The 23,392-nt window shown below is 73.8% G+C and carries 22 protein-coding genes; 8 read left to right on the top strand and 14 right to left on the bottom strand.

Annotated features, from left to right (window positions below; genetic code table 11):
- Both ACTWPW_RS55500 and ACTWPW_RS55495 read right to left on the bottom strand, forming a co-directional pair.
- On the bottom strand, window positions 1-241 hold a 241-nt coding region (locus ACTWPW_RS55500), incomplete at its 3' end, for an FRG domain-containing protein (RefSeq protein ID WP_443173751.1).
- Window positions 242-548: 307 nt separating this feature from the next.
- On the bottom strand, window positions 549-2,099 hold the full coding sequence (locus ACTWPW_RS55495; protein WP_443173752.1) for an acetyl-CoA acetyltransferase: 1,551 nt from the start codon (window positions 2,097-2,099) through the stop codon (window positions 549-551).
- 104 nt (window positions 2,100-2,203) lie between these two features.
- Here ACTWPW_RS55495 and ACTWPW_RS55490 point away from each other — a divergent pair, with 104 nt between their 5' ends.
- Both ACTWPW_RS55490 and ACTWPW_RS55485 read left to right on the top strand, forming a co-directional pair.
- Window positions 2,204-3,118: an alpha/beta hydrolase gene (locus ACTWPW_RS55490; RefSeq protein WP_375114473.1), complete on the top strand. Its 915-nt coding sequence runs from the start codon at window positions 2,204-2,206 to the stop codon at window positions 3,116-3,118.
- Complete coding sequence (locus ACTWPW_RS55485; protein WP_443173750.1) at window positions 3,115-4,716, top strand: flavin-containing monooxygenase; 1,602 nt, start codon at window positions 3,115-3,117, stop codon at window positions 4,714-4,716. The genes ACTWPW_RS55490 and ACTWPW_RS55485 overlap by 4 nt, the downstream gene beginning before the upstream one ends.
- Window position 4,717: 1 nt before the next feature.
- Here the strand turns inward: ACTWPW_RS55485 and ACTWPW_RS55480 are convergent, their stop codons facing one another.
- A complete protein-coding gene (locus ACTWPW_RS55480; protein ID WP_375114475.1) occupies window positions 4,718-4,843 on the bottom strand; it encodes an MFS transporter small subunit in 126 nt (41 codons plus the stop codon).
- The gene (locus ACTWPW_RS55475; RefSeq protein WP_443173749.1) at window positions 4,840-6,153 is read right to left on the bottom strand and encodes an OFA family MFS transporter; all 1,314 of its coding nucleotides are present in this window, start codon (window positions 6,151-6,153) and stop codon (window positions 4,840-4,842) included. The genes ACTWPW_RS55480 and ACTWPW_RS55475 overlap by 4 nt, the downstream gene beginning before the upstream one ends.
- Before the next feature lie 220 nt (window positions 6,154-6,373).
- On the opposite strand from ACTWPW_RS55475, the gene ACTWPW_RS55470 reads away from it, so the two are divergent.
- The 3 genes from ACTWPW_RS55470 to ACTWPW_RS55460 all read left to right on the top strand — a co-directional run bounded on the left by ACTWPW_RS55470 (window position 6,374) and on the right by ACTWPW_RS55460 (window position 10,718).
- Window positions 6,374-7,852, top strand: a complete 1,479-nt coding sequence (locus tag ACTWPW_RS55470; protein WP_443173748.1) for a carboxylesterase/lipase family protein — start codon at window positions 6,374-6,376, stop codon at window positions 7,850-7,852.
- A gap of 37 nt (window positions 7,853-7,889) precedes the next feature.
- A complete protein-coding gene (locus tag ACTWPW_RS55465) occupies window positions 7,890-8,618 on the top strand; it encodes a maleylpyruvate isomerase family mycothiol-dependent enzyme (protein ID WP_443173747.1) in 729 nt (242 codons plus the stop codon).
- 198 nt (window positions 8,619-8,816) lie between these two features.
- Window positions 8,817-10,718 carry a S41 family peptidase gene (locus tag ACTWPW_RS55460; RefSeq protein ID WP_443173746.1) on the top strand — a complete coding sequence of 634 codons (1,902 nt, stop codon included), beginning with the start codon at window positions 8,817-8,819 and terminating at the stop codon, window positions 10,716-10,718.
- Window positions 10,719-11,145: 427 nt separating this feature from the next.
- On the opposite strand, the gene ACTWPW_RS55455 is transcribed toward ACTWPW_RS55460, so the two are convergent.
- Complete coding sequence (locus tag ACTWPW_RS55455; protein ID WP_443173745.1) at window positions 11,146-12,519, bottom strand: hypothetical protein; 1,374 nt, start codon at window positions 12,517-12,519, stop codon at window positions 11,146-11,148.
- A 160-nt stretch (window positions 12,520-12,679) separates the two neighbouring features.
- Here ACTWPW_RS55455 and ACTWPW_RS55450 point away from each other — a divergent pair, with 160 nt between their 5' ends.
- A complete protein-coding gene (locus ACTWPW_RS55450) occupies window positions 12,680-14,356 on the top strand; it encodes a hypothetical protein (protein WP_443173744.1) in 1,677 nt (558 codons plus the stop codon).
- A 60-nt stretch (window positions 14,357-14,416) separates the two neighbouring features.
- On the opposite strand, the gene ACTWPW_RS55445 is transcribed toward ACTWPW_RS55450, so the two are convergent.
- Genes ACTWPW_RS55445 through egtA form a run of 7 tightly spaced genes read right to left on the bottom strand, consistent with a single transcriptional unit; the run spans window position 14,417 to window position 21,552 of the window.
- Window positions 14,417-15,637 carry a sialidase family protein gene (locus ACTWPW_RS55445; protein WP_443173743.1) on the bottom strand — a complete coding sequence of 407 codons (1,221 nt, stop codon included), beginning with the start codon at window positions 15,635-15,637 and terminating at the stop codon, window positions 14,417-14,419.
- A gap of 53 nt (window positions 15,638-15,690) precedes the next feature.
- Window positions 15,691-15,951, bottom strand: a complete 261-nt coding sequence (locus tag ACTWPW_RS55440; RefSeq protein ID WP_443173742.1) for an NAD(P)H-binding protein — start codon at window positions 15,949-15,951, stop codon at window positions 15,691-15,693.
- Between the two features lie 9 nt (window positions 15,952-15,960).
- A complete protein-coding gene (egtE, locus tag ACTWPW_RS55435; protein ID WP_443173741.1) occupies window positions 15,961-17,322 on the bottom strand; it encodes an ergothioneine biosynthesis PLP-dependent enzyme EgtE in 1,362 nt (453 codons plus the stop codon).
- On the bottom strand, window positions 17,319-18,299 hold the full coding sequence (gene egtD / locus ACTWPW_RS55430) for an L-histidine N(alpha)-methyltransferase (protein WP_443173740.1): 981 nt from the start codon (window positions 18,297-18,299) through the stop codon (window positions 17,319-17,321). The genes egtE and egtD overlap by 4 nt, the downstream gene beginning before the upstream one ends.
- Window positions 18,300-18,318: 19 nt before the next feature.
- Window positions 18,319-19,026 carry an ergothioneine biosynthesis protein EgtC gene (gene egtC / locus ACTWPW_RS55425; RefSeq protein ID WP_364123762.1) on the bottom strand — a complete coding sequence of 236 codons (708 nt, stop codon included), beginning with the start codon at window positions 19,024-19,026 and terminating at the stop codon, window positions 18,319-18,321.
- A 1-nt stretch (window position 19,027) separates the two neighbouring features.
- Window positions 19,028-20,320 (bottom strand): ergothioneine biosynthesis protein EgtB, encoded by a 1,293-nt coding sequence (gene egtB / locus ACTWPW_RS55420; protein ID WP_375114486.1) that lies wholly within the window; start codon window positions 20,318-20,320, stop codon window positions 19,028-19,030.
- The gene (gene egtA / locus ACTWPW_RS55415) at window positions 20,317-21,552 is read right to left on the bottom strand and encodes an ergothioneine biosynthesis glutamate--cysteine ligase EgtA (protein WP_443173739.1); all 1,236 of its coding nucleotides are present in this window, start codon (window positions 21,550-21,552) and stop codon (window positions 20,317-20,319) included. Before egtA ends, egtB begins: the two co-directional genes overlap by 4 nt.
- A 104-nt stretch (window positions 21,553-21,656) precedes the next feature.
- On the opposite strand from egtA, the gene ACTWPW_RS55410 reads away from it, so the two are divergent.
- Entirely contained in the window at window positions 21,657-21,890 is a 234-nt protein-coding gene (locus tag ACTWPW_RS55410; protein ID WP_443173738.1) for an anti-sigma factor family protein, read from the top strand.
- 6 nt (window positions 21,891-21,896) lie between these two features.
- On the opposite strand, the gene ACTWPW_RS55405 is transcribed toward ACTWPW_RS55410, so the two are convergent.
- Together ACTWPW_RS55405 and ACTWPW_RS55400 are read right to left on the bottom strand one after the other, a co-directional pair.
- The gene (locus tag ACTWPW_RS55405; protein WP_375114489.1) at window positions 21,897-22,136 is read right to left on the bottom strand and encodes an anti-sigma factor family protein; all 240 of its coding nucleotides are present in this window, start codon (window positions 22,134-22,136) and stop codon (window positions 21,897-21,899) included.
- Window positions 22,137-22,226: 90 nt separating this feature from the next.
- Window positions 22,227-22,838 carry an RNA polymerase sigma factor gene (locus ACTWPW_RS55400; RefSeq protein ID WP_375114490.1) on the bottom strand — a complete coding sequence of 204 codons (612 nt, stop codon included), beginning with the start codon at window positions 22,836-22,838 and terminating at the stop codon, window positions 22,227-22,229.
- A gap of 216 nt (window positions 22,839-23,054) precedes the next feature.
- On the opposite strand from ACTWPW_RS55400, the gene ACTWPW_RS55395 reads away from it, so the two are divergent.
- On the top strand, window positions 23,055-23,392 hold a 338-nt coding region (locus tag ACTWPW_RS55395; RefSeq protein ID WP_443173737.1), incomplete at its 3' end, for an NUDIX hydrolase.

Here is a 23,392-nt window from a genome sequence, read left to right as displayed (position 1 = left end):
CCAGGGCCAGCCAGTCCCAGACGGTCGGGCCTGGGGCCTGGCGGTGAGCATATTTACGGAAATTTCGTATCAGGTGCGACTCGACGGCCGCGTAGTCACCCCGGAGCCGGGCCAGGCCCGACATGTGCGAGTACGTGCTCCGGGCCAGGCCCCGGAAGACCAGCGTCGAATGCGCGGGCCCGCCGCCGTCGCACCTGCCGGCCTCGCTGATCGCATCGTCCAGCTCGCGCCAGGACGACACCGTAACCACCTTCACCATGGTCCCGTTGCCCCTGACCACGCCCTCCACACCTGCCCGCCTCCTCCCCCGTGGCCGCACCCCACGCCCAGGGACCCCCGGGGCGCCCACCCACCGCTGCCGCTTTCGCACCGCACTTCGGCCGAGGTCCAGTGGGGGAGGAGGCGCGGCCGGGGCGCGGGCCCGTCCGGAGCGCAGGCCCGTCCGGGGTGTGGGCGGCTGCGGCGTGCGGGCCTTCGCGGAAAGGGGCAGGGTGCGGTGACGTGCCCGAACGGGCCTTGGGGTGCGCAAGGCGTCCGGGTCTTCGGGGTTACGGGGTGAGTGTGGCTCGGTTGCCGGTGTCGGCGGGGCGGACGTGGATGGGCTCGCCGATGGGCTCTCCCTCCGACAGGAAGGTCAGGGTGCGCTCGTCGTCCGCCAGGGCGAGGAAGCGGCCCCCGCCCTCCACGCGCCCCACCACGAACCCCGTACGCCTCCCGTCCCGCCGGTGCTTGACCGTGCAGGTCTCGATCGTGGCCCGGCCGTGCGGCTGAAGGGCCTGCTCGACGGGGGCCCAGGAGTCGATCTCGGACTGGAGTTCGGCGCTGCGGTCGGCCCGCCAGGGCGCGGGCGCGGCGGAGTAGACGCCCGCGGAATACTTGCTCAGCGCACCCCCGTTCGCCCCCACCAGCCCGTACGCCCCCGGCAGGGCCCGCACCCGCCGCACCACCTCGGCGATGGCGTGCATCGAGTAGTTGTTGCCCGCCCCGCCGAAGAAGGGCAGCCCGCCGGTGACCGTCAGCTCTCCCGACCCGTCCACCGGCAGCCCGAGCCCCTCGCAGACGTTGGAGACGGCGATGGGGAAGCAGCTGTACAGGTCGATGGCCGCCAGGTCGGAGGCCGCGACGCCGGCCTGTTCCAGGGCGTGCCGGACGGCCATCGTGGCGGCCGGGCTCGTGCTGAGGTCGGCGCGGTCCAGCAGGTCGCGTTCGCGCAGGTCGGCGTGGCCGTGCAGGAAGACCCAGCGGTCCTCGGGCACGCCCAGCCGCCGGGCGGCGGCCACGGACGTCAGCACGACCGCCGCGCCCTGGTTGACCTTCTCGCGGGCGACGAGGTAGCGGGTGTAGGGGTCGGCGATGAGGCGGTTGCTCGCGGTCGGGGTGACGAGTTCGGCCGCGCCGCGCTCGACGGGGGCGGCGGCGTGCGGGTTGACCGCGGCGATCTTGGTGAACGGGGCGAAGAGGGCGCCCATGCCGGCCGCGTACTCCTGCCGAGTCTGGCCGAGCCGGGCCCGGCGCGCGTTGTCGAACAGCGCGTACTGGCTGGGCGCGTCCGTCAGCCGGTGCACGATCTGCGCGGCCGAGACGAGCCCGTCGAGGCCGTAGCCTCGGTCCTCCAGGGAGCCTTCGACGCTCTCGCCGAAGTCCGGCCTGTTCTGCGGCGCCGCCCCGGCCAGGTGCTGGGTCGTCGAGATGGCCTCCGAGCCGAAGAGCAGGACGACCTCGGCCGCCCCGGCGGCGATCGTCGCGGCCAGCTCGTTGACCAGGTGCTGGGGCGCCTGCCCGCCGGCGGTCTCGAGGACGGCCCGGCGCGGGGCGGCTCCCACGCGGCCGGCGACCGAGCGCGGGTAGTTGTTCGACCTGCCGAGCGGCGAGGGGATGCCGGGCGCGGAGATCTCGAACTGCCGCACCCCGGCCACGGTGTCGACGGCCGCGGCGACCTCGGCGGGGTCCGCGCCGGTGTCGGCGAGCGCCTCCCTGGCGGCCTCGGCGGCCAGCTCGACGGGCGACAGGCGGCGGTAGCCCGGCTCGCCGATCCGTTCCGAGGACTGCCCGGTCCCGACGACGATCGGCGTAAGGGGGTCAATGCCCGAGACAATCATCCACACGCTCCAACAGACGATATTTCTAGACAATAACCGTGATGGATCCTACGTTCGAAGTGAGGTGGATCACTGCCCGCGCTCCCCCGATGAGGTGACCTCGCATGTCCCTTGACCACGCGACGACCCGGTTCCTGCAGGAGATGGCCGCCGCCGGCGGCGCCCCGCTGCACGAGTCGACCCCCGAGGAGGCGCGCACCGTCAGCGCGGCGCTGAGCGAGATGTACGGCAAGGGCCCCGACGTGGAACGCGTCGAAGAGGTCACCATCCCGGCGGAGGACGGCGCCTCGTTCCCCGCCCGCGTCCTGGTCCCGTCCGAGAGCCCGCGCGGCGTCATCGTGTACTACCACGGCGGCGGCTGGGTCCTCGGCACCATCGACGAGTTCGACACCCTGGGCAGGGAGCTGGCCGCGCGGACCGGCTGCGCCGTCGTCCTGGTGGGCTACCGGCTCGCTCCAGAGCACCGCTACCCCACCGCCGCCCGCGACGCCTACGCGGCGCTGCTGTGGAGCGCCGCCCGCCTGCCCGGCCTGCCGATCGTCGTGGCGGGCGACAGCGCGGGCGGCAACCTGGCGGCCGTCGTGACCCGGCGGGCCAGGGACGAGGGCGGCCCGGCCATCGCGCTGCAGGTGCTCGTGTACCCGGCCACCGACTGCGACCTGGACAACGCCTCCTACCGCGACCCGGAGAACCAGCTCCTGCTCACCCGGGACACCATGGTCTGGTTCTGGGACCACTACGTGCCCGACCCCGCCCAGCGGACGAACCCCGACGCCTCTCCGCTGCGCGCCGCCGACCTGTCCGGCCTGCCGCCCGCGGTGGTGCTGACCGCCGAGCACGACGTGCTGCGCGACGAGGGCGAGGCGTACGCCGAGCGGCTGCGCCAGGCGGGCGTGCCGGTCGAGTTCAAGCGCTTCGAGGGTCAGATGCACATCTTCTTCACGATGGTGAACGTGCTGCCCGCCAGCGCGGACGCGCTCGTCATGGTCGCCGCCGCCATCGAGCGGAGCGTGGCATGACACCCCAGGCGAGGTACGACGCCGTGGTCGTCGGGGCGGGCTTCGCGGGCCTGTACATGCTGCACCGGCTGCGCGGCCTGGGCCTGTCCGTACGCGTCTTCGAGACCGGCGACGGCGTGGGCGGCACCTGGTACTGGAACCGCTACCCCGGCGCCCGCTGCGACGTGGAGAGCATGCAGTACTCCTACTCCTTCTCCCCCGAGCTGGAGCAGGAGTGGGAGTGGACCGAGCGTTACCCGTCCCAGCCCGAGATCCTCCGCTACCTGGAGCACGTCGCCGACCGGTTCGACCTGCGGCGCGACATCCGGTTCGGGACCCGGGTGACGCGGGCGGCGTACGACGAGACCGAGCACGTGTGGCGGGTGGAGACCGACCGGGGCGACCGGGTCGCGGCCCGCCATCTCGTCACGGCGGTCGGCTGCCTGTCGGCGGCGCGCGTTCCCGACTTCCCCGGCGCGGCCTCCTTCCGGGGCCCCAGCCACCACACGGGGCGCTGGCCGCACGAGGGCGTCGACCTCACCGGGTTGCGGGTGGCCGTCATCGGCACGGGCTCGTCCGGCATCCAGTCCATCCCGATCATCGCCGAGCAGGCCGCGCACGTGACGGTCTTCCAGCGCACCCCCAACTACAGCGTGCCCGCCTGGAACCGGCCGCTGGAGCCCGAGTACCAGAGCTGGGTCAAGGCGAACTATCCCGGCCTGCGGCGGGCCATGCGCGAGTCCCACACCGGGCTGCTCGATCCCGGCAACCCGGGCTCGGCGCTGGAGGCCGGCGACGAGGAGCGGGCCCGGGAGTTCGAGGCGCGCTGGGCCAAGGGCGGCGTCACGTTCCTCGGCGCGTACGGCGACATCGGCATCAGCTCCGAGGCGAACGAGCACGCCGCCGAGTTCGTCCGCGCCAAGATCCGCGAGATCGTGGCCGATCCGGAGGTCGCGGAGAAGCTGTCGCCCAGGAACCATCCGCTCGGCACCAAGCGGATCTGCGTCGACACCGGCTACTACGCCACCTTCAACCGGCCGGACGTCACCCTGGTCGACGTCCGGGAGGACCCGATCGTGGAGATCACCCCGACCGGCGTGCGCACCGCCGCCGCCGAGCACCCCGCCGACGTGATCGTGTACGCCACCGGCTACGACGCGATGACCGGCCCGCTGCTGGCCATCGACATCACCGGCAAGGGCGGCCTGTCGCTGCGCCGCAAGTGGGAGGCGGGCCCGCGCACCTACCTGGGGCTGATGACCGCGGGCTTCCCCAACCTGTTCACCGTCACCGGGCCGGGCAGCCCGTCCGTGCTGAGCAACATGATCGTCTCGATCGAGCAGCACGTGGAGTGGATCGCGGACTGCGTCGCCCGGCTGCGGGCCGGCGGCGTCGCGGCCATCGACGCCGACCCGCTCGCCGAGGACGCCTGGATGGCGCACGTCAACGAGATCGCCGGGCAGACCCTCTTCGTGCGGGCCGACTCCTGGTATCTCGGGGCCAACATCCCCGGCAAGCCGCGGGTGTTCATGCCGTACGTGGGGGGTGTGGGGGTGTACCGGGAGAAGTGCGACCAGGTGGCGGCGGCCGGCTACGAGGGGTTCGTGCTCTCCTCGTGAGTCAGCCGGCGAACAGCTGGGTGAGCTTCAGGAACAGCTCGTACACCCCGTACGTGAAGGGCAGCCCCACCCACGCCCACGCCAGCACCATCAGCCCGGTACGCCGGCCCGTCTCCTGGGGGTTCATACCGTCTGTCCCTTCTCCGTCGCCTGCGGGTCGAGCCGCTGCGCGGGCCGCTCGTGATACCTGTCGTGCACGGGCCGGATCAGCTCGTTGGCCAGGAAGCCCACCGCGAGCAGCCCGATCATGATGAACAGCGAGGTGGTGTAGAGCTCGGGCCCGGACCGCCCGGCGGCCTTCTGCGCGTCGGCGATGGCGTTGACGATCAGCGGGCCGAGCACCCCCGCGGTGGACCAGGCGGTGAGCAGGCGGCCGTGGATGGCCCCGACCTGGTAGGTGCCGAAGAGGTCCTTGAGGTAGGCGGGCACGGTCGCGAAGCCGCCGCCGTAGAAGGACAGGATGCCCAGCGCGGAGATGATGAACAGCGGCTTGGACGCGTCGCCCCACAGGGCGATGACGAGGTACAGCAGCGCGCCGGCGCCCAGGTAGACGCGGTACATGTTCTTGCGCCCGATCAGGTCCGAGGTGGAGGACCAGACGAAGCGGCCGGCCATGTTCGCCAGCGACAGCAGCGCGACGAAGCCCGCCGCCGCCCCCGCCGCGACGGCCGCCGTGGTGCCGGTGAAGAAGTCCGTGATCATCGGCGCGGCCTTCTCCAGGATGCCGATGCCGGCGGTGACGTTGCAGCACAGCACGACCCACAGGCAGTAGAACTGCGGGGTACGGATGGCGTTGCGGGCCGAGACGTCGGCCGTGGTGATCAGCGGGCGCAACTTGACCGTGCGCGGGCGCCGGCCCTTCGGCGGGGACCAGCCCTCGGGCGGGACGCGTACCAGGAGCACGCCCATCGTCATGAAGGCGGCGTAGACCAGGCCGTGCACGAGGAACGTCGTGGCGATCCCCGTCGTACTGGGGCCGAAGGAGGCCAGCATCTGCGCCGACCAGGGCGAGGCGATCAGGGCGCCGCCGCCGAACCCCATGATCGCGATGCCGGTGGCCATGCCCGGCCGGTCGGGGAACCATTTGATCAGCGTCGAGACCGGCGAGATGTAGCCGATGCCGAGCCCGATGCCGCCCACGACGCCGTAGCCGAGCACGACCAGCCAGTACTGCCCGGTGGCCACGCCCAGCGCCGAGAGCAGGAAGCCGGAGGAGAAGCAGGCCATCGACACGAACATGGCCCACCGGGGCCCGTTGCGCTCCACGAGCGTGCCGCCGAAGGCCGCCGACAGGCCGAGCATGACGATGCCGAGCTGGAACGGCAGCGCGCTCTGCGTGCCGGAGAGCCCGAGCGAGGATTCGAGCGGGGGTTTGAAGACGCTCCACGCGTACGCCTGCCCGATGGCCAGGTGCACGGAGAGCGCCGCCGGCGGCACGAGCCAACGGCTCCAGGTGGGCGCCGCCACGCTACGGGAACGACTGAGGAAGCCTGCGGGGCTCACGGACCTCGAACTGTCTGCCACGCCCCACCGGTATCACATACGGTATGCAGTATTGAAAAGGCGGATGATCTTTACGGCGAACGGTCAAATCTCGTCGACGAACGGCCAGGGTAGTCCATCGTAATCTTGGGACGAACGAGAAGGGGTGGGCCGCATGGAGCCAGAGGTCAGGACAGCGGCGGGCGGCCTGCGGGGCCGGGCCGAGGGCGGTGTGGCGGTCTTCCGCGGCATCCCGTTCGCCCGGCCGCCGCTCGGCGAGCTGCGGTTCGCCGCCCCCGTGCCCGCCGAGGCGTGGGACGGCGTGCGCGACTGCCCGGGCTTCGGGCCGCCACCGCCCCAGGCGCCCTCCCCGGGCGGCGCGCCCGTGGCGGAGCGGAGCGGGGAGAGCTGGCTGACGGTCAACGTCTGGTCGCCGTCCCTGGACGCCGCGGCCGGGCTGCCGGTGATGGTGTGGATCTACGGGGGCGCGTACCGCGGCGGTGACGCCGGCGAGTCCGTCTACGACGGCGCGGTGCTCGCCCGCGAGGGCAACGCGGTCGTGGTCACGCTCAACTACCGGGTGGGGATGGAGGGGTTCGCCCACATCGAGGGGGCGCCGGCCAACCGGGGGCTGCTCGACCAGGTGGCCGCGCTGGAGTGGGTGCGGGACAACGTGGCGGCGTTCGGGGGCGATCCGGGGCGGGTGACGGTGTTCGGCGAGTCCGCCGGGGCCGGGTCCGTGGCCGCGCTCATGGCCATGCCGAGCGCGGCGGGGCTGTTCGGGCGCGCGATCGCGCAGAGCGTCCCCGGCACGTACTTCTCCGCGCCGCTGGCCGCCGGCATCGGCGCGGTCCTGGCCGCCGAGCTGGGCCTGCGGCCCACCGTCGCCGACCTCGCCGACGTCGCGCCCGACCGGCTCGTGGCCGCCGCCGACGCGGTGACGGCCAAGATGCCCGAGTACGAGGACCGCTGGGGCCCGGTCGCCCGCACCGTCACCCCGTTCTCCCCCGTCGTGGACGGCGACGTCCTGCCCCGCGACCCCTGGGCGGCGCTGGCGGACGGGGCGGCCCGCGGGGTCGAGCTGATCGTGGGCCACAACCGGGACGAATACCGCCTGTTCACGCAGACGGGAAGGTCGGCGGGGCCTTCGGCCGACGTCCTGCTGCGTACGTTCGCGCCCGGGCTGCCCTACCGCGACGCCTTCCCCGGGGCGGAGCCCGAGCTGCTGGGCGAGCTGGTCCGGTCCGACTGGCTGTTCCGCATGCCCTCCCTGCGCCTGGCCGACGCGCAGGCGGCCGGGGGCGGCCGGGTGCACGCGTACGAGCTGACCTGGGCCAGCCCTGTCATGGGCGGCGCGCTGGGCGCCTGCCACGCCCTCGACGTGCCGCTGGTCTTCGGCAACCTGGACAGCGGGATGGGCCGGTTCTTCCTCGGCGACCCCGCACCGGCCGAGGCCGAGCGCGTGTCGGCCGATTTCCGCCGCACGTGGACGGCCTTCGCGGCGGGCGAGGGGCCGGGGTGGGCGGCGTACGAGCCCGGGCGGCGCCTGGTCCGCCTCTTCGACACCCAGCCGTCCGTCGTGCCCTACCCGGAGGAGACCTCGCGCCGCCTGTGGTCCGCCCACCGGTTCGGCGAACTCCCCCTCCTCACCTGAGACCCCTACCGAACATTATTCTGTAGTGTGGTGTGGCATGACGGACATCTTCGACGACCTCGCAGCCGAGTACGAGCAGCTCGACGCCGTCCTGGCCACCCTCACCCCCGCCCAGTGGGCCCACCCGTCGGCCGCCGCCGGCTGGACCGTCTCCGACGTGGTCCTCCACCTGGCCCAGAGCGAGGAGCTGGTCATCGCCTCGATCGCCGGTGAGCTGGCCGACCGCAGGTCCCCCGGCGAGGTCGACGCCATGGCCGACGCCCTCGTGGCCGCCGAGCGCGCCATCTCCCCCGCCGACGTGCTGGCCCGCTGGCGCGCGGCCACCTCCGCCACGCCCGGCTCCCTCCGCGCCCATCCCAAGGGCAGCCGCCTGACCTGGGTGGCCGCCTCCCTGTCCCCGGCGACGCTGGCCACCACCCGCCTGGCCGAGCACTGGGCCCACGCCTACGACATCACCGCGCCCCTGGGCATCGCCTACCCCGACACCTCGCGGCTGCGCCACATCGCCTGGCTGGGGCACCGTACGCTGCCGTACGCGTTCGACGTCGAGGGCCTCTCGGGCGGGCCCGTCCGGTGCGAGCTCACCTCGCCCGACGGCGACCTGTGGCACCTCGGCGACCCCGACGCCCCCTCGGTCATCACCGGACCGGCGGCCGACTTCTGCCGGGTGGGCGCCCGCCGCCTCGCCCCCGCCGACTCGGCGCTGAAGGCCACCGGCCCGCACGCCGCCGAGGCCCTGTCCGTCCTGCGCAACTACGCCTTCTGACCTCCCTTGCCGAGCTACGGCCGAGCCGGCATCCCGAGCATGTTCCACTCGTCGACCAAAATGGCCACAGGCTAGGGAAACCCCTAGGTCACCTCCTCTGGCGGAGCCGCGCGCCCGGTGAAAGCGTTCCGGTATCCGGGCGCGGGAGCCGATCCCCCGCGCCCGCACGCGGACGACGACCCGGGGTGGGTGGAAGACATGACCGAGCCATCAGGTGCGGCGGCGAAGCAGGAGCTCCAGGACTTCCTGCGCACGGCGGACAGGTTGACGCTCGACGACAGGAAGCTCCTGGTCCAGCAGGCGCTGCTGCTCATCGAGCAGAACTACGTACATCTGCCGCTGAAGGCCGCGATGCACGCCGTGAACCCGGTGCAGCGGCTGCGGCTGCTCGCCGTGCGGCTGAACCGGCAGACCCCGAGGACCATGGGCCCGGAATGGCGCTTCCACGCGGAGATATCGGAGATCTTCCACTCCGTACGCGACCTGCACACCAACTACATCCTCCCTCTGCCGTACGCCGGCAAGATCGCCTACCTGCCGTACCTGATCGAGGAGTACTACGTCGGCGAGGAGCGCCACTACGTGGTGACCAGGACGGTCGCGGGCTTCTCCGCCCCCGGGTTCGCCCCCGGCGTGGAGGTCACCCACTGGAACGGCATCCCGATCGACCGGGCGGTGGACATCAACGCGGCCCGGTTCGCGGGCAGCAACCCGGCGGCCCGGCACGCGCGCGGCCTACAGTCCCTGACGATCCGGCCGCTGCGCCTGCATGTGCCGCCGGACGAGACCTGGGTCGTGCTGACGTACGTCGGCGCCGACGGCATCCGCCGCGAGCTGCGCGAGAGCTGGCGGGTCGACGACAACCAGCCGTCCTTCGTGGACGCCGACCAGCTCAGCGTCGCCGCCGTCGCCCAGGGCCTCGACCTCGGCGCGGACGAGATCGGCCGGGCGCTCAAGATGTTGTACATCCCGGAGGCCGTCTCGACGCAGGAGATCGTGGGCGGCACCGAGCTGACGGCCGAGCCCGCCGCGCCGGGCGCCGACATCCCGACGTCCATGCCGGGCTTCTTCCGGGCCAAGAGCGTCGACACGCCGTCGGGCATCTTCGGCCACATCCGCATCTTCAGCTTCAACGTCAACGACCCGGACGCGTTCGTAGGGGAGTTCCTCCGGCTCGTCGCGCTCCTGCCGCAGAACGGGCTCATCGTAGACGTGCGCGGCAACGGCGGCGGGCACATCCACGCCAGCGAGTTCCTGCTGCAGACGCTCACGCCGCGCCCGATCGTGCCGGAGCCGACGCAGTTCATCACCTCGGCCCTGAACCAGCGGATCTGCAAGCAGCACCAGGAGAACCCCACCGGCCAGATCGACCTCGGCCCCTGGTGCCCGTCCATGGAACAGGCGCTGGAGATCGGCGCCGTCTTCTCCGGCAGCTTCCCCATCACCCCGGCGGGCGGGGCCAACGCCATCGGCCAGCGGTATTTCGGCCCGGTCGTCCTGGTCACCAACGCCCTCTGCTACTCGGCGACCGACATCTTCGCCGGCGGCTTCCAGGACCACAAGATCGGCCCGATCCTCGGCACCGACGACAACACCGGCGCGGGCGGCGCCAACGTGTGGACCCACGAGCTGCTCAAGGTCCTGCTCGAACTGCCCACGCCCGTACCCGACAACCCCTACCGGCCGCTGCCCGGGCAGGCGAACATGCGGGTGTCGGTACGGCGTACGCTGCGGGTCCACGAGCTCGCCGGCACGCCCGTCGAGGACCTCGGGGTGGTGCCCGACTTCCGCCACCAGATGACCCGCAAGGACGTCCTGCAGGACAACGCCGACCTGCTCACGCGGGCGGGGGAACTGCTCGCGGGGCGGCCGGTGCGGCGGCTCGACGTGCAGGTCTCCGGGGCGGCCGGCGAGCTGACGCTCACGACGCGGCTGGTGGACCGGGCCGACGTCTACCTGGACGGCCGGCCGGTGGCGTCGGTGAACGTGACCCGGGAGGTCACGACCGTGCCGGTGCCCGGGGCAGGGTCGGCTCACGTCATTCGGGTGGAGGGCTTCCAGGACGGCGACCTCGTCGCCTCCCGCACCCTCCCGCACTGACCTCCCGCACTGACCTCCCGCACGGCCCTGCCGCACGGTCCCACCACCCACCGCTCAGTCGCCCCATCGCCCTGCCGCCCCGCCGCCCCACCGCCCTCGCCAGCGGCTCCTGGCGCGCGGAGGGCACATGCGGGCTCCGTGCGCGCAGGGCGTCGGGCACGCAGGGCGTCGAGGCAGGGGACCCGCGGAAGGCACGGACCGCGCGAGCGGCGCGGGCGCGTCAGACCCGAAGGCATCGGGGGCGCGGGCGCGCGGGGGCGGGGGGCGGGCACACGGGGCGCGCGGGACAGCGGGGAGCCAGGCCCGGCGCGGGGCCAGACCCGCGGGATCAGCGGGGGGCGCGGGACCGGCGGAGGCCCGGGACAGGCGGAGGGCCCGGGACAGGCGGAGGCCCGGGACCGGCAGAGGCCCCGGGGGCTCCAGGTGCTCATCGGTCAGGGCGGGGGCCTGGGCGTGGGGAGCGACGGCCCGGTCTGGTGGGTGGAAGCGGGTGGCCGGCCATGGCGCTGTCGGCCTCGGCGACGAGCGGGCAGGCGCGGTGGCGTTGCCACCCGTCCCGGAGGCGGCGGACCTCGTCGCGCACCCGGGCCGAGGCGATCAGCCGTACGTCGTCGCTGAGGCCGAGGGCGGTGGCGGCGGCCTGCTCCGGGTCGCCGGCCCGCAGGTAGGCGTGCGCCGCCCGCAGGCCGATCAGGGCACGGGTGCGCAGCTCGACGGGACGGCGGGCGTTCATGGAGGCGGTGAAGTGGCGGGCGGCGGTGGCGTGGTCGCCGAGCTGGGTGAGGGTCAGGCCGATCTGGTGCTCCAGGGATTCGCGCCGGTAGTTGCCCGTCCACTCCGTCTCCGGCGGGGAGTCGGCGCGTTCGAGCTGGGTCTCCGTACTGCGGAGGAGGTTCAGGGCGTCCCAGCGGGTGCCGGCCGCCGCGTGCGCCTCGGCGCGCATGCCGGTGATCCAGGCCAGCGTGCGGCGGGGGCCGTGCCCGCCGAGGGCGGAGGCGGCGGCGTCGGCCAGCGCAAGCGCCTCGCCGTCGTGCCCGAGCTCGGCGGCCTGCACGGCCATGCTGCGTAACGCCGTCGCCCGCAGCACCAGGTCGCCGGCCTCGTCCGCGAGCCGTACGGTGCTGATGTAGTAGCGCTGGGCGAGCACGTTCGCGCCGGCGTCCATGGCCATGTAGGCGGCCAGGTAGCTCAGCTCGGCCGCGGCGGTGAACAGGTCGGGGCGGGTGCGGCCGGTCGCATCGTGCAGCAGGGGCGTGACCTCGCGCGACAGGTACGCGGCGACCGCGACGCGGGCGTGGCCGCCGCCGTACTGGTCGTCCAGGTCGGCGAAGCTGGCGGTGGCGGCGCGGATACGGGCCACGTCGCCCGCGCCCACCCTGCCGGCGGGGCCCGGGGCCCGGACCGCGGCTCGGTGGCCGGACAGGCCGGAGAGAGCGGCCAGCGTGAACGTGCCGGCGGTCAGTACGGTACGGCGGTTGAGCAGGTCGTCCTCCCCCAGCGTGGCCAGGCGGGCGACCGGGTCGCCGCGCCACGGGTCGTCGGCGGGCGGCGCCGTTCCGGGATCCGGCCAGCCGAGATGCGTCGGGGAGAGCTCCGGCCGGGCGAGGCGGCGCCGGAACGCCTCCACGGCGGCGCGGATCGCCTCGGGCCTGGGAACGGTGCCGGTCAGCCAGTGCCCCACCGCCGAGCGGTCATAGTGGATCCGCTCCCCGGTCTCGGCGGCGACGGCGTTGACGTGCTGCGCGGTGGCGGCGTGCGTCCAGCCGGCCTCCTCGATCAGCGCGGCGAGGGCCCCGTTCACGACGGGGCGGGTACGCCGTGGCGGCATCGCAGCTTCACATCGCTTCACATCGCGGTGCTCTCGACGATCCGCCGTACGCAGCGCACCGTCAATAGTGCGGACCGTGATGCCCACGGCATCAGCGGTCTCCCGGACCGGCCGATACGAGGATGGTGCACGAGTGAGCGGTCCCGCGGACAGCGGCCCCTGGCGCATGAGCCGCGACAGCGGCCCCGAACGCATGAGCTGCGACAACGGCCCCGGGCACGCCGGCAGCGACCCCGAGCCCGGCCACCCGGCCCAGGACGACGAGCCTCGGGGGCGCGTGAACCGCGACCCCGAACCCGGCCACCCGGCCCAAGACGACGGGCCTCGGCGGGTGAACCGTGACGGCTGGCAGCCCGGGATGGAGGCCGGGGCGCCGGCCGAGGTGGCGCAGGCCGAGTTGCTGGCCGCGCTGGCGGGCCGGCCGCTGGTCTCCGTCGGCCGGTTCAGCACCGCCCTGCGTACCGGCTACACCGGCCCCGCCCCCATCGAGGCCCTGCGTCCCGCCCTGAGCATCGGCTGCTACTCGGCGTGGGACCCCGCCCTGCCGGGCATGGTCGTCGCCGCCGAGGACCGCACCCGCGTACGCTCGGTGGCCGAACGGCAGGGCTGGCTCCGCCGCGTACGCCACGACGCCGCCCGCCACCTGGTCAAACTCGACCGCCCACCGGTCATCTCCGCCTGGTACGCCGGCGCCCAGCTCCACGAGCTGGCCGGCCCCGGCGGCACCGTCGCGGCGATCGACGCCGGCGTACGGGCCACGATCGAGGCCAGGCACCTCTTCGACGACCTGCTGCGCGCGGCCGGCGTGCCCGCCGTGGCGCGGATCCGTTGCGTGCCGGCCGAGCGGCTGCCGAGCCTGGCGGAGCTGCGGCGCGCGGTGGGCACGGAGCGGGTCGTGGTGCAGGCGGGGGCCGGGTCCGGCGGGCACGGCACCGTGGTCGTGTCGGGGGAGGAGGACATGGCGCGGGCGGCGCGGCTGCTGGGGCCGTACCGGGTGGCGGCGTACGTGGACGGCTGGCCCTGCGCCGTCACCGTCCTCAGCGTCCCGGACGGCGCCGGCGGGGTGAGCGTGTACGTGGACCGGCCGTCGCACACGGCGGCCGGCGTCGCCGAGCTGGGCGCCGCCCCGCTGTCCTGCGCCGGCCACGACTGGTCCCGCCCCTGGCCGGTCCCGGCCGCCGCGCTGCTCATCGAGTGCGCGGAACGCATCGCGATCTGGGGCTGGCGCCGCTACGGCGTGGCGGGGCTGTTCAGCCTGAACGCCCTGCTCACGCCGGGCGAGCGGGTCTACCTGTCGGCCATCAAGTGGCGGCACGACGCGAGCACCGAGGTCTCGGCGGTCAACCAGCAGGTGATCGGCGTGCCCCCGTTCGTCCTGGCCCACCTGGCCGTGATGCTGGGCGGCCCGGTGAGCTGGCTGGCGGACCCGCAGGAGTTCAACCAGCTCAGCCTGCTCCGGGCCACCCAGCGCGGCGGGCCGTTCTCGATCAGGGTTCGCCTGAGCCGCGAGTCGCCGGTACGGGTGGCGACCGGCCAGGGCTCGGGCGTGTACCGGCTGGACCGCGCCGACCGCCCGCGCTGGGTCCGGCGCGCCGCCCACCCGTCGGACGCCCGCGCCGACCAGGGCGAGTTCCTGCTCGCCGACCTGCCGGCGCCGGACGTCGTCTGCCACCCGGGCGCCGACCTCGCCACCATCGAGGGCGTCACGGAGGGCGTCACGCAGCCCTTCCACGGCCCCGCCAGCGCCTCCCCCTTCACCCGCCGCGTCGCCGCCGCCCTCGACCAGCTCCTCGTCCCCCACCACCCCTGACGGCCCCACGCCGCCACGCGTCCGCCGGCCTCAGTCTCAGTCTCAGCCTCAGCCTCAGCCTCAGTGGAGGCCGATGGCGCTCTCCCAGAACCAGTTCCACCGGATCTCGTCGCGGAACCGGGCCGCTCCCGCCTCGTACAGCACACCGATGGCGCCGTTGCCGATGAGCGTCATGTCCGAATACCCCGCATGATCGCTGTCGATCCGAACCCCGGCGTTGTTGACCGTGTCGTTGTAGTTGCGCCAGGTGGCCCCCTCGTCGAAGGACGAGCGCACGCTCATGCCCACCGGGTTGTTGTCGGTCTTCGGGGTGGCGGGCGCCGACAGCAGGACGCGGGTGTACGGGCCGCCGTCCCAGCGCTGGCGGAGCAGGGCGGGATGGGTCGGGGGCGCGGTGACGGCGTTGTCGGCGCGGAACCCGCCGTCGAAGGTCTGGCCGCCGTCCGTGCTGACCCCGCGGGCCAGGCCGTGCACGGAGGTCTGGTCGGGGACCGCGCCGTTGCGGGCGATCACGAGGATGCCGCCGTCCGTCCGCTCGACCAGGGTCTGCTCGCCCAGCTTGAGCACCGACTTGTCGTACGTGGCGGTCGCGCCGGTCTGCCAGCTGCCGCCATGGTCGTCGCTGTAGACCAGGCGCACGCTCTGCTGGTTCCCCACCGCGAAGTAGACCGGCACCACCAGCCGGCCCACGTGGTCGCCGCGCGTGAGCTGGATCCCGTGCCCGGGCCCGGTGGCGAACCAGTCGCCGGGACCGGCGGGGGCCTTGATCTCGTCCGACAGGTCGTCCGGCGCCGACCACGTACGCCCGTCGTCCCTGCTGACCTGGACCTTCGGGGTGCGCGGCGTGGTCTGGGTGGCGGTCGGCTCCGAGGTCGTGAACAGGAACACGGGTCCGGTCGAGTCGGCCACGACGGTCGCGTTCCCCTGGAGGATCGCCCCGGCGGTGCTTGCCAGGACGGTCCTGCTCGCCTCCCAGGTGACTCCGTTGTCGGTGGAGCGCCGCATGACGACGTCGAACGCGCCGTGGTCGGCGCAGTTGTTCCGGTTGCGCCGCTCCGCGAAGGCGAGCAGCACGTTGTTCCTGGTCTTCACGACCGCCGGGAGCCGGAAGCAGGTCACGACCGCCGCTCCGGTGGCCGGATCAGTGGTCGAGTACTGCTTCCAGAGGGTCTGCTTGTGCCAGGTGTACGTGGGCGGCTGCGCGGCAGCGGCCGGTGCCGCCATGATCGCCACCGCCACGACGGCCCCGACCGCGGCGCCTAAAGTGCGAAACATACGCATGGATGCCTCCATCTCGCGCGTTCGCGGTCATGATCTCATCGGCGGCACCGCGATCAACCCTCATGAACCGGCGAGCTCCTTAACCCACGGTGAACCGCCGCTCGACGTGCCGGGGCACCGCCCGGGACGCCGGACGGGGCACCGCCCGGGACGCCGCTCGAAACGCCGGACGGGACCTCGGACGGGACGCGTGCTGCGTCCCGGGTGAACGCCGTGACCTGGTGGCCGCGCCGCGCGGCCTCCGCGACGACCCGGGACCCGATGACACCCGTGGCGCCGAACACCCGATGCGCACAGCGTCCTCCAAGATCCATAGACACCGTTCAAAAACACAGGGTGTGGGTGAGAGCCTGCAGCGTGTCCACGGGGGTGCCTGGGGGCGGGGAGACGCGGAGGACGGGTTCGCGCAGGTCGAGCGGCGCTCTGGCCGTCGGTACGACGCTCACGAGCAGGGACGCCTCGGCCGCCCGGGCGGCGGCGCGCTCGGCCGTGTCGCCTGGCGGGGGTATGAGCGTCACCAGGGCCGACGGCTCGTCGAGCGGCTCGGCCACGCGCCAGCCGCCCGCCCCGTCGAGCAGCTCGCGGGCCGTGCGTCCGAGCTCGGCCAGGTGCGCGTGGACGGCCGCTGGGCCGAGCGCGTGGTGCTCCAGGACCGCCACGCCGAGCCCGGCCCGGGCCGCGACGGCCGCTTCCGAGCTCTCGTAACGCGCCGCCCCGGGCACCGGCACCGGCTCCCCGCCCTCCCACGACGCCTCGCCGCCTCCGCGCGCCCACACTCCCCCGTCCCGTGACAGGCCACCGGCCTCCGGCGCGACGTCCCCCCACGACGCCTCGCCGCCTCCGCGCGCCCACACTCCCCCGTCCCGTGACAGGCCACCGGCCTCAGGCACGACGTCCTGCCACGACGGGTCGTGCCACACGTGGCCGCCGAGTGTCGGGGCAGGGGCGTCCATGGCGGGGGTCAGGCCGGGGGTGATCAGGAAGCCGACGCCGCGCGGGCCGGCCAGCCACTTGCGCGACGTCCCCACGTACGCGCCGGCCCCCGTCCCCCGCACCTCCACGTGCCCCAGCGACTGGCAGACGTCCAGCACGAACGGCACGCCCGCCCGGCGGCACAGCGCCCCGATCTCGACCGCCGGCTGCACCACCCCGCGATGGGAGCCGATGTGGGAGACCACCACCAGGTCCAGGCCCGCCGACAGCCGGGCGCGCAGCCCGTCGGGGTCGATGCGGGTGTCGCCGTCCACCGGCAGCTCGACCAGGTGCCAGCCGTGCCGTGCCGCCAGGCGGCGCAGGAGCATGAGCGTGCTGCCGTACTCGGTGCGGGCGCAGCCGACGCGGGCGCCGGCACCGAGCCGCCAGCCGCCCAGCAGCGCCGCCATCGCCGCCGTCCCGCTCTCCAGGAACGCCACGTCGCCCGGCCCGGCCCCGACCAGCGCGGCCAGGGCCTCCCGGGAGGTGGCGAGGTCGGGGACCGCCCCGTAACCGCCGCGCTCGCGCTCCAGCCGCAGGTGCGCCACGACCGCGTCGAGCACCCGGTCGCTGGGCACGTTGCAGCCGGCCGCGTCCAGGTGGCCGGGCGGTGCCACGCTCCTGGCCGCCCGCCACGCCTCCCCCACCCCTGCCCCCGGCGCGGGGCCGGGAGCGTCGGAAGGCCGGGGAGCGCGGATGGGGTCGAGGGTCACGCTTCGGCCAGGATCAGGGTGAAGTCGCCGGCCGGGTCGGTGTAGCGGCGCCGTACGTGGAAGCCGGCCGCCTCCAGCTCCTCCCGCAGCCCCTCCGGCCGGAACTTGGCGCTGATCTCCGTACGCATCTCCTCCCCCGCCGCGAACTCCACCTCAAGCCCGAGCCCGCCGACCCGCACCCGCATGGCCCGGGTCGCCCGCAGCCGCATCTCGATCCAGTCCTGCTCCGGGTCGTACACCGCCACGTGCGCGAACGCCTCGGGGTCGAAGTCCGCGTCCAGCTCCCGGTTGATCACCCGCAGCACGTTCCGGTTGAACTCGGCCGTCACCCCCGCCGCGTCGTCGTAGGCCGCCACCAGCCGTCCCGTGTCCTTCACCAGGTCGGCCCCCAGCAGGAACGTGTCCCCCGGTCGCAGCGTGGCCCGCAGATCGTTCAGGAAGGCCGCGCGGGCGACCGGTTCGAGGTTGCCGATCGTGCCGCCGAGGAAGGCCACCATCCGCCGCCCCGTGCGGGGCAGCAGCGCGAGGTGCCGTTCGAAGTCGGCGCACACCCCGACTACGGCCAGCCCGGGATAGCGCCCGGCCAGCCGCCGCGCCGCCGCCTCCAGGGTGACCGCGTCCACGTCCACCGGCGTGTAGCCGCGCAGCGTGCCCGCCGCCGACAGCGCGTCCAGCAGCAGGACGGTCTTCTCGCTGGTGCCCGAACCCAGCTCGACCAGCGTGTCCGCGCCGGCCACCGCCGCCACGTCCTTGGCCCGTGCCCGCAGGATGGCCAGCTCGCGGCGGGTCGGGTAGTACTCGGGCAACCGGGTGATCCGGGAGAACAGCTCGCTGCCGGCGGCGTCGTAGAACCACTTGGGCGGCAGCCACTTGGGTGACGACGTCAGGCCGTTCCGAACGTCCTTCTCCAGGGCCTGGCGCAGGTAGTCGCGGTCGAGGTGGTTGATCACATGCACGGTGGACTGGCTGACGGGCACGAAGCCTCCTGGAGTGAGATCACAACGGCTGGACGCGTACGTCGTCGCGGGTGACGGTCAGCAGGCTGCGCTCGGGTACGGCCTGCCAGCCCGGCAGGTCGTCGAGCGGCTCGCTGGCCACCAGCACGCCGTCGTGGGTTCGATGGTGGAACAGGGTGTCGCCCCAGACGGTCGCGGCGATGGACGCGCCGTCGCAGGCGAGCAGGTTCAGGCGGGCGGCGGGGTCCTTCTCCCCGGCCCGTACGACGACCTCGGCCAGCGCCTCGCCCAGCCCGGCCCCGGCGCGCCCGCGCTGGAACACGGCCGCCGCGACCCAGGCGGCGTCGCAGGTGCTCTCGGCGCCGTCGGCGAGATCCTTGACCGCGTCCCTGGCGACGCGGCCGTTGTGGCTGATCAGCCAGGTCCGGTCGGCGAACGGCGCGGTGGCGCTCTCCTCGACCGGCATGCCCACGGTGGCCGAGCGCACGGCCGCCAGCAGGCAGGTCGAGCGGGCCACCTCGGCGAGGGCGGGCAGGTTGGCGTCGGTCCAGATGGGCACGGCACGGCGATAGCGCACCGGCTCGGCGCGGCGGGGGTCGTACCAGCCCATGCCGTACCCGTCGACGTTCATCAGGCCGGCCCGCTGGCGGCGGGGGGCGTACGACTGCTTGAGGAGCCCGTGCTCGGGCTCGTGGATCAGCGAGGTGAGCGGGCGGGCGGCGCCCAGCCAGGCGGCGTGCCTGCACACCTCAGACCAGCTCCGACCGGGCGCAGCGGAAGCCGGTGAAGATCTGCCGCCGGATCGGGTAGTCCCAGTTCCTGAACGTGGTCCGCACCGCCGCCGGGTCGGCCGCCCACGAGCCGCCGCGCAGCACGCGGTACTCCTCGCCGAAGAACACCTCGCTGTACTCCTTGTACGGGAAGCTGCGGAAACCCGGGTAACCGCGGAACCAGGAGTCGGTCCACTCCCACACGTCCCCCACCATCTGCTCGGCGCCGTAGGCGGAGGCCCCGGCCGGGTACGCGCCCAGCGGCGCCGGATGCGCGGCGCGGTGGCCGAGGTTCGCCAGGGAGGGCCCCGGGTCGGCCTCGCCCCAGGGGTACCGGCGCGAGCGCCGCTCCCGGGGATCCCAGCCGCACGCCTTCTCCCACTCGGCCTCGGTGGGCAGCCGCTTGCCGGCCCACCTGGCGTAGGCGTCGGCCTCGTACCAGGACACGTGCTGGACGGGCTCGTCCATCGGGACCGGCTCCGTGCGGCCGAAGCGGTTGCGCCACCAGGAGCCGCCGTCCCTGGTCCAGAACAGCGGGCCGGTGGCGCCGCTGCGCTGCCGCCACCGCCAGCCCTCGGGGGTCCACCAGCGCGGGTCGTCGTACCCGCCGTCCTCGACGAAGGCCGCGTACGCGCCGTTGCCGACGGGCAGCCGGTCGATCCAGTAGCCGGGCAGGTCCACCCAGGTGGCCGGCCGCTCGTTGTCGTAGGCCCAGGGCAGCGTGTCGGTGCCCATGAGGAAGGGGCCGGCCGGGACGTGCACCTCCTCGGGGCCTCCGGCGCGGCCGGGCGGCAGGTCGCCGTCGCGTACGAGGCCGGGCTGCCCCGAGAGCTGGAGGGTGGCGAGCATGGTCTCGTCGTGCTGGTGCTCGTGCTGGATCACCAGGCCGAACACGAAGCCGTCGCGGTGGAGCGGGGAGGGGGCCTCCAGGTCGACGGCGTCGAGCACGTCGAGCACCCGCCCGCGCACGCCCTCGATGTAGCGGCGGGCCTCGGCCGGACCCAGGAAGGGCAGGCTGGGGCGGTCCTTGCGCGGGGTCTTGAACGCGTCGTAGATGTCGTCGATCTCGGGGCGCAGCGGCGTGATGCCCCCGGCCTCGCGCAGCACCCAGAGCTCCTCGTAGTTGCCCACGTGCGCCAGGTCCCACACCAGGGGTGACATCAGCGGCGAGTGCTGGCGTACGAGAAGGTCGTCGTCCGCCTCCGTGTAGGCGAGCGACCGGTCGCGCACCGCGATGAGCTCCTTGGCGATGCGTTCCTTGAAGTCGTTCATAGCAGTCCTTCGTCGAGCCAGGCCGGGGCCGCACGCCCCGGCGTCGGGTCCATCAGGTCGGCCGCCGGCGAGCGGCCCGTCGTCACGTGCCGGTCGGCGAACGCGGCCACCTCGCCGGCCAGGCCGGGGCCCGCGCCGAGGCGGGGCAGCGCCTCCAGCGCCGCGCGGAAGGCCACCTCGGCGGCCCGGCGCAGGCGGGGATCGGCCAGCCCGCAGCGCGCCGCGCTGCCCCAGAGGTCCGGGTACGCCCCCCGGTACGGCTCCACGGCGGCCATCGCGGCGTCGGCGGCCCGGTCGTCGGCGATGAGGGCGTGGGTCACGGCCACGCAGACCGGCCAGGCCGCCGGTTGCTGCGCGTCGAGGTAGCGGATCTCCAGCCAGCCGCGGGGGCGGACCGGCGGGAAGACGGTGGTGGCGTGGTAGGCCAGGTCCTCGGCGGTGGGGCGGCGGCCCCCGGCCCCGTCCAGCCAGTCGCGGAACGTCGAGCCGTCGCGGACGGGGCGGTAGCGCTCGTCGTCCTCGCGTACCAGCATGACGCGGGCGTCCAGCAGGTATTCGGCCCAGTCAGCGGCGGGGTCGCCCGTGGCGGGCACGGGCGAGGTCCTGGTGGGGTCGAGGTTGTCCCAGACGGCCTGGCGGCCCGACATCCAGCCGCACGGCCGGCCGCCGCTCAAGGGCGAGTTGGCGAAGGCCGCCAGCAGCACGGGACCGAGCTCGTGGGCGCGTTCCCACCGGGTCGCGGGGTGCTCGCCGAAGTCCAGGTTGACCTGGATGGACGCGGTCGAGCACATCATGAGCGCCCCGTACGGCACGCCGAGGTATTCGGCCATCGCCTCGTACCGGGGCAGGGTCAGCTGGCGGCGGGCCGCGCGTACGGGATCGAGGCCCACCCCGGCCAGCACCAGCCCGGCCGCCCGCAGCGCGTCGCGCACGGCGGCCACGTCGGCGGCCAGTCGGGCCACCGTGCCGGGCAGCGGGCCGGCCGGTCCGGACAGTTCGAGCTGGCCGCCCGGCTCGAACGTCACCCGGCTCCCGCCCGGCAGCTCCGCCGGCAGCGCCCGCTCGGCCCGGGCCAGCGGGACGTGCCTGGCGGCCTCCGTGCGGTCGAAGATCAGGAACTCCAGCTCGACTCCCACCTGGTCAGTGGGGGCGGGACGGAAGCAGCGGCGCGCGAAGTCCGCCACCTCCGAGGCGTCCCGCAGCGGTGCGCTCTCGGCCGTGACCCCGATCATCGTCTCCCCCTCGCCGCAGACTCCGGAGCTATAGATCCGCGAGGGGCGCGATCGTTACAGACGAATTTCGTGTAACGGATGGGGTGTGCCGGGCACTAGTTCACATGGAGCTGCGACCAATGGGCTGCGACGAGGTGCTGACGCTGCTCACGGACTTTCTGGAGGAGGCGCTCCCGGCCGGCCGGCATCGGGTCGTCGCGGACCATCTGGGCGCGTGCCCGGCCTGCTCGGGGTGGCTGGCGCAGGTCCTCGCCACGATCGCGGCCATGAGGTGCCTGCGCGACGGCGTCGTCCCGCCGCCGGTGCTGGCCGCTCTGCACGAGAGCTTCGCCAGGTGAGGAGGCTCAGGACCGGTGGTGCTCGCGGAAGGCGGACATGAGCCGGTCGCGCACGTCCGCGGACAGCTTCTCCGGCGGCTGGTCGCCGAGGGCCGTGATGGTGGCCCGGAACTGCCCGAAGTAGCGCTCGCACCCCTCGCAGCAGGACAGATGCGCCTGTACGCCGTCGCGTGACGGCCGGTCGAGGGCGTCTTCAAGGTAGGCGGTGAGGAGTTCCACCAGTTCGTCGCAGGTGAACCGCTTCACGACGTTGACCGCCCTTGTCTCTGGGATGAACCGTTTCACATATTGTCGCCGCTGCGCGGACCGGATGGCGCGCCGCGGTTTTCGGACCCGCTATTCGGGCTGCTTGACCGAGTCGTAGTAGTCCGCCAGCCAGCCGCGTACAGCCGTGCGGGCACGGTGCAGCAGGACCCGCTGGTTGGCCGCGGAGATCTCCAGGATCTCGCAGACCTCGTCGGAGGTGCAGCCCTCCACGTCGCGCAGGGTGATCACGATCCGCTGCCGGGGCGGCAGCCGGGCCAGGGCCTCGGCGATCAGCGCGCGTACCTCCGCGGCCAGCGCCTCGCCCTCGGGCGTCGGCCAGACCGCCGTGAGATCGCTCCACCCGCCCGGCGGCGGGCCGCCGTCCTGCTCGACGGCGCTCCACGGCAGCGTGCGGCTCTCCCGCACGCCGCGCTTCTTCGCGGAGTTGACCAGGATGCGGTAGACCCACGTCTTGACCGAGGACCTGCCCTCGAATCCGCCGATCCCGTCGATCACCGCCAGCCACGTGTCCTGGACGACCTCCTCCGCGGAGTGGTCGGTGGACACGTAGGACCTCGCGACCCGCAACATGCCCCTGGACCAGGTGTCGAGCAGCGCCGCGAACATCGCCTCATCGCCGGCGCGCAGGGCCGTGACGACGACGTCGTCCGAGGGCAGCCCGCCGCCCGCGAAAGACACCACGATCGCTTCCCCTCCGGTCGAACAATGGGACCTCGCCTCGGAGCCGAGCCGGAGCCCGGCGCCGCCCCACGTCGGGACGACACCGCTCAGGCTAATCTCCCCCTCTGACATTTCCCTGCCACGCCGGAGCGTAGCTATTCCTATGCGTATTCTCAGGAGAGCGGTCCTGGCGGTAGCCGGCGGGCCACGTCCCGGCGAACGGGTGAGGAGCATTCCATGCGGCGGCGGTCGGAAAAGCTGCTCTACGCGGCGAACGGGGTCGACCTGCGGGTCGCGGACGTCGAGCTGACCGGCGGTGGGCGCGTGGAGCAACCCTTCATCCGTACGCCGAGAGCCGCCGGCGCCGTCGTGTTCCATGGCGGTCGGGTGCTGCTCCTGTGGCGGCACCGGCCGATCACCGACACGTGGGGGTGGGAGATCCCGCTCGGCGAGATCGGGCCGGACGAGGAGCCGGAGGAGGCGGCGGCCCGGCACGTGGAGGAGCAGACGGGCTGGCGGGCGGGGCCGCTGCTGCCGCTGATCCGGATCCGGCCGGCCGGGGACGTCGCCGACTG

This window comes from Nonomuraea sp. KM90 (assembly GCF_052246675.1).
In the GTDB taxonomy this organism is placed as follows: domain Bacteria; phylum Actinomycetota; class Actinomycetes; order Streptosporangiales; family Streptosporangiaceae; genus Nonomuraea.
Note: the sequence above shows the minus strand (reverse complement) of the source record. Positions and strands in the feature narration are given on the sequence as shown.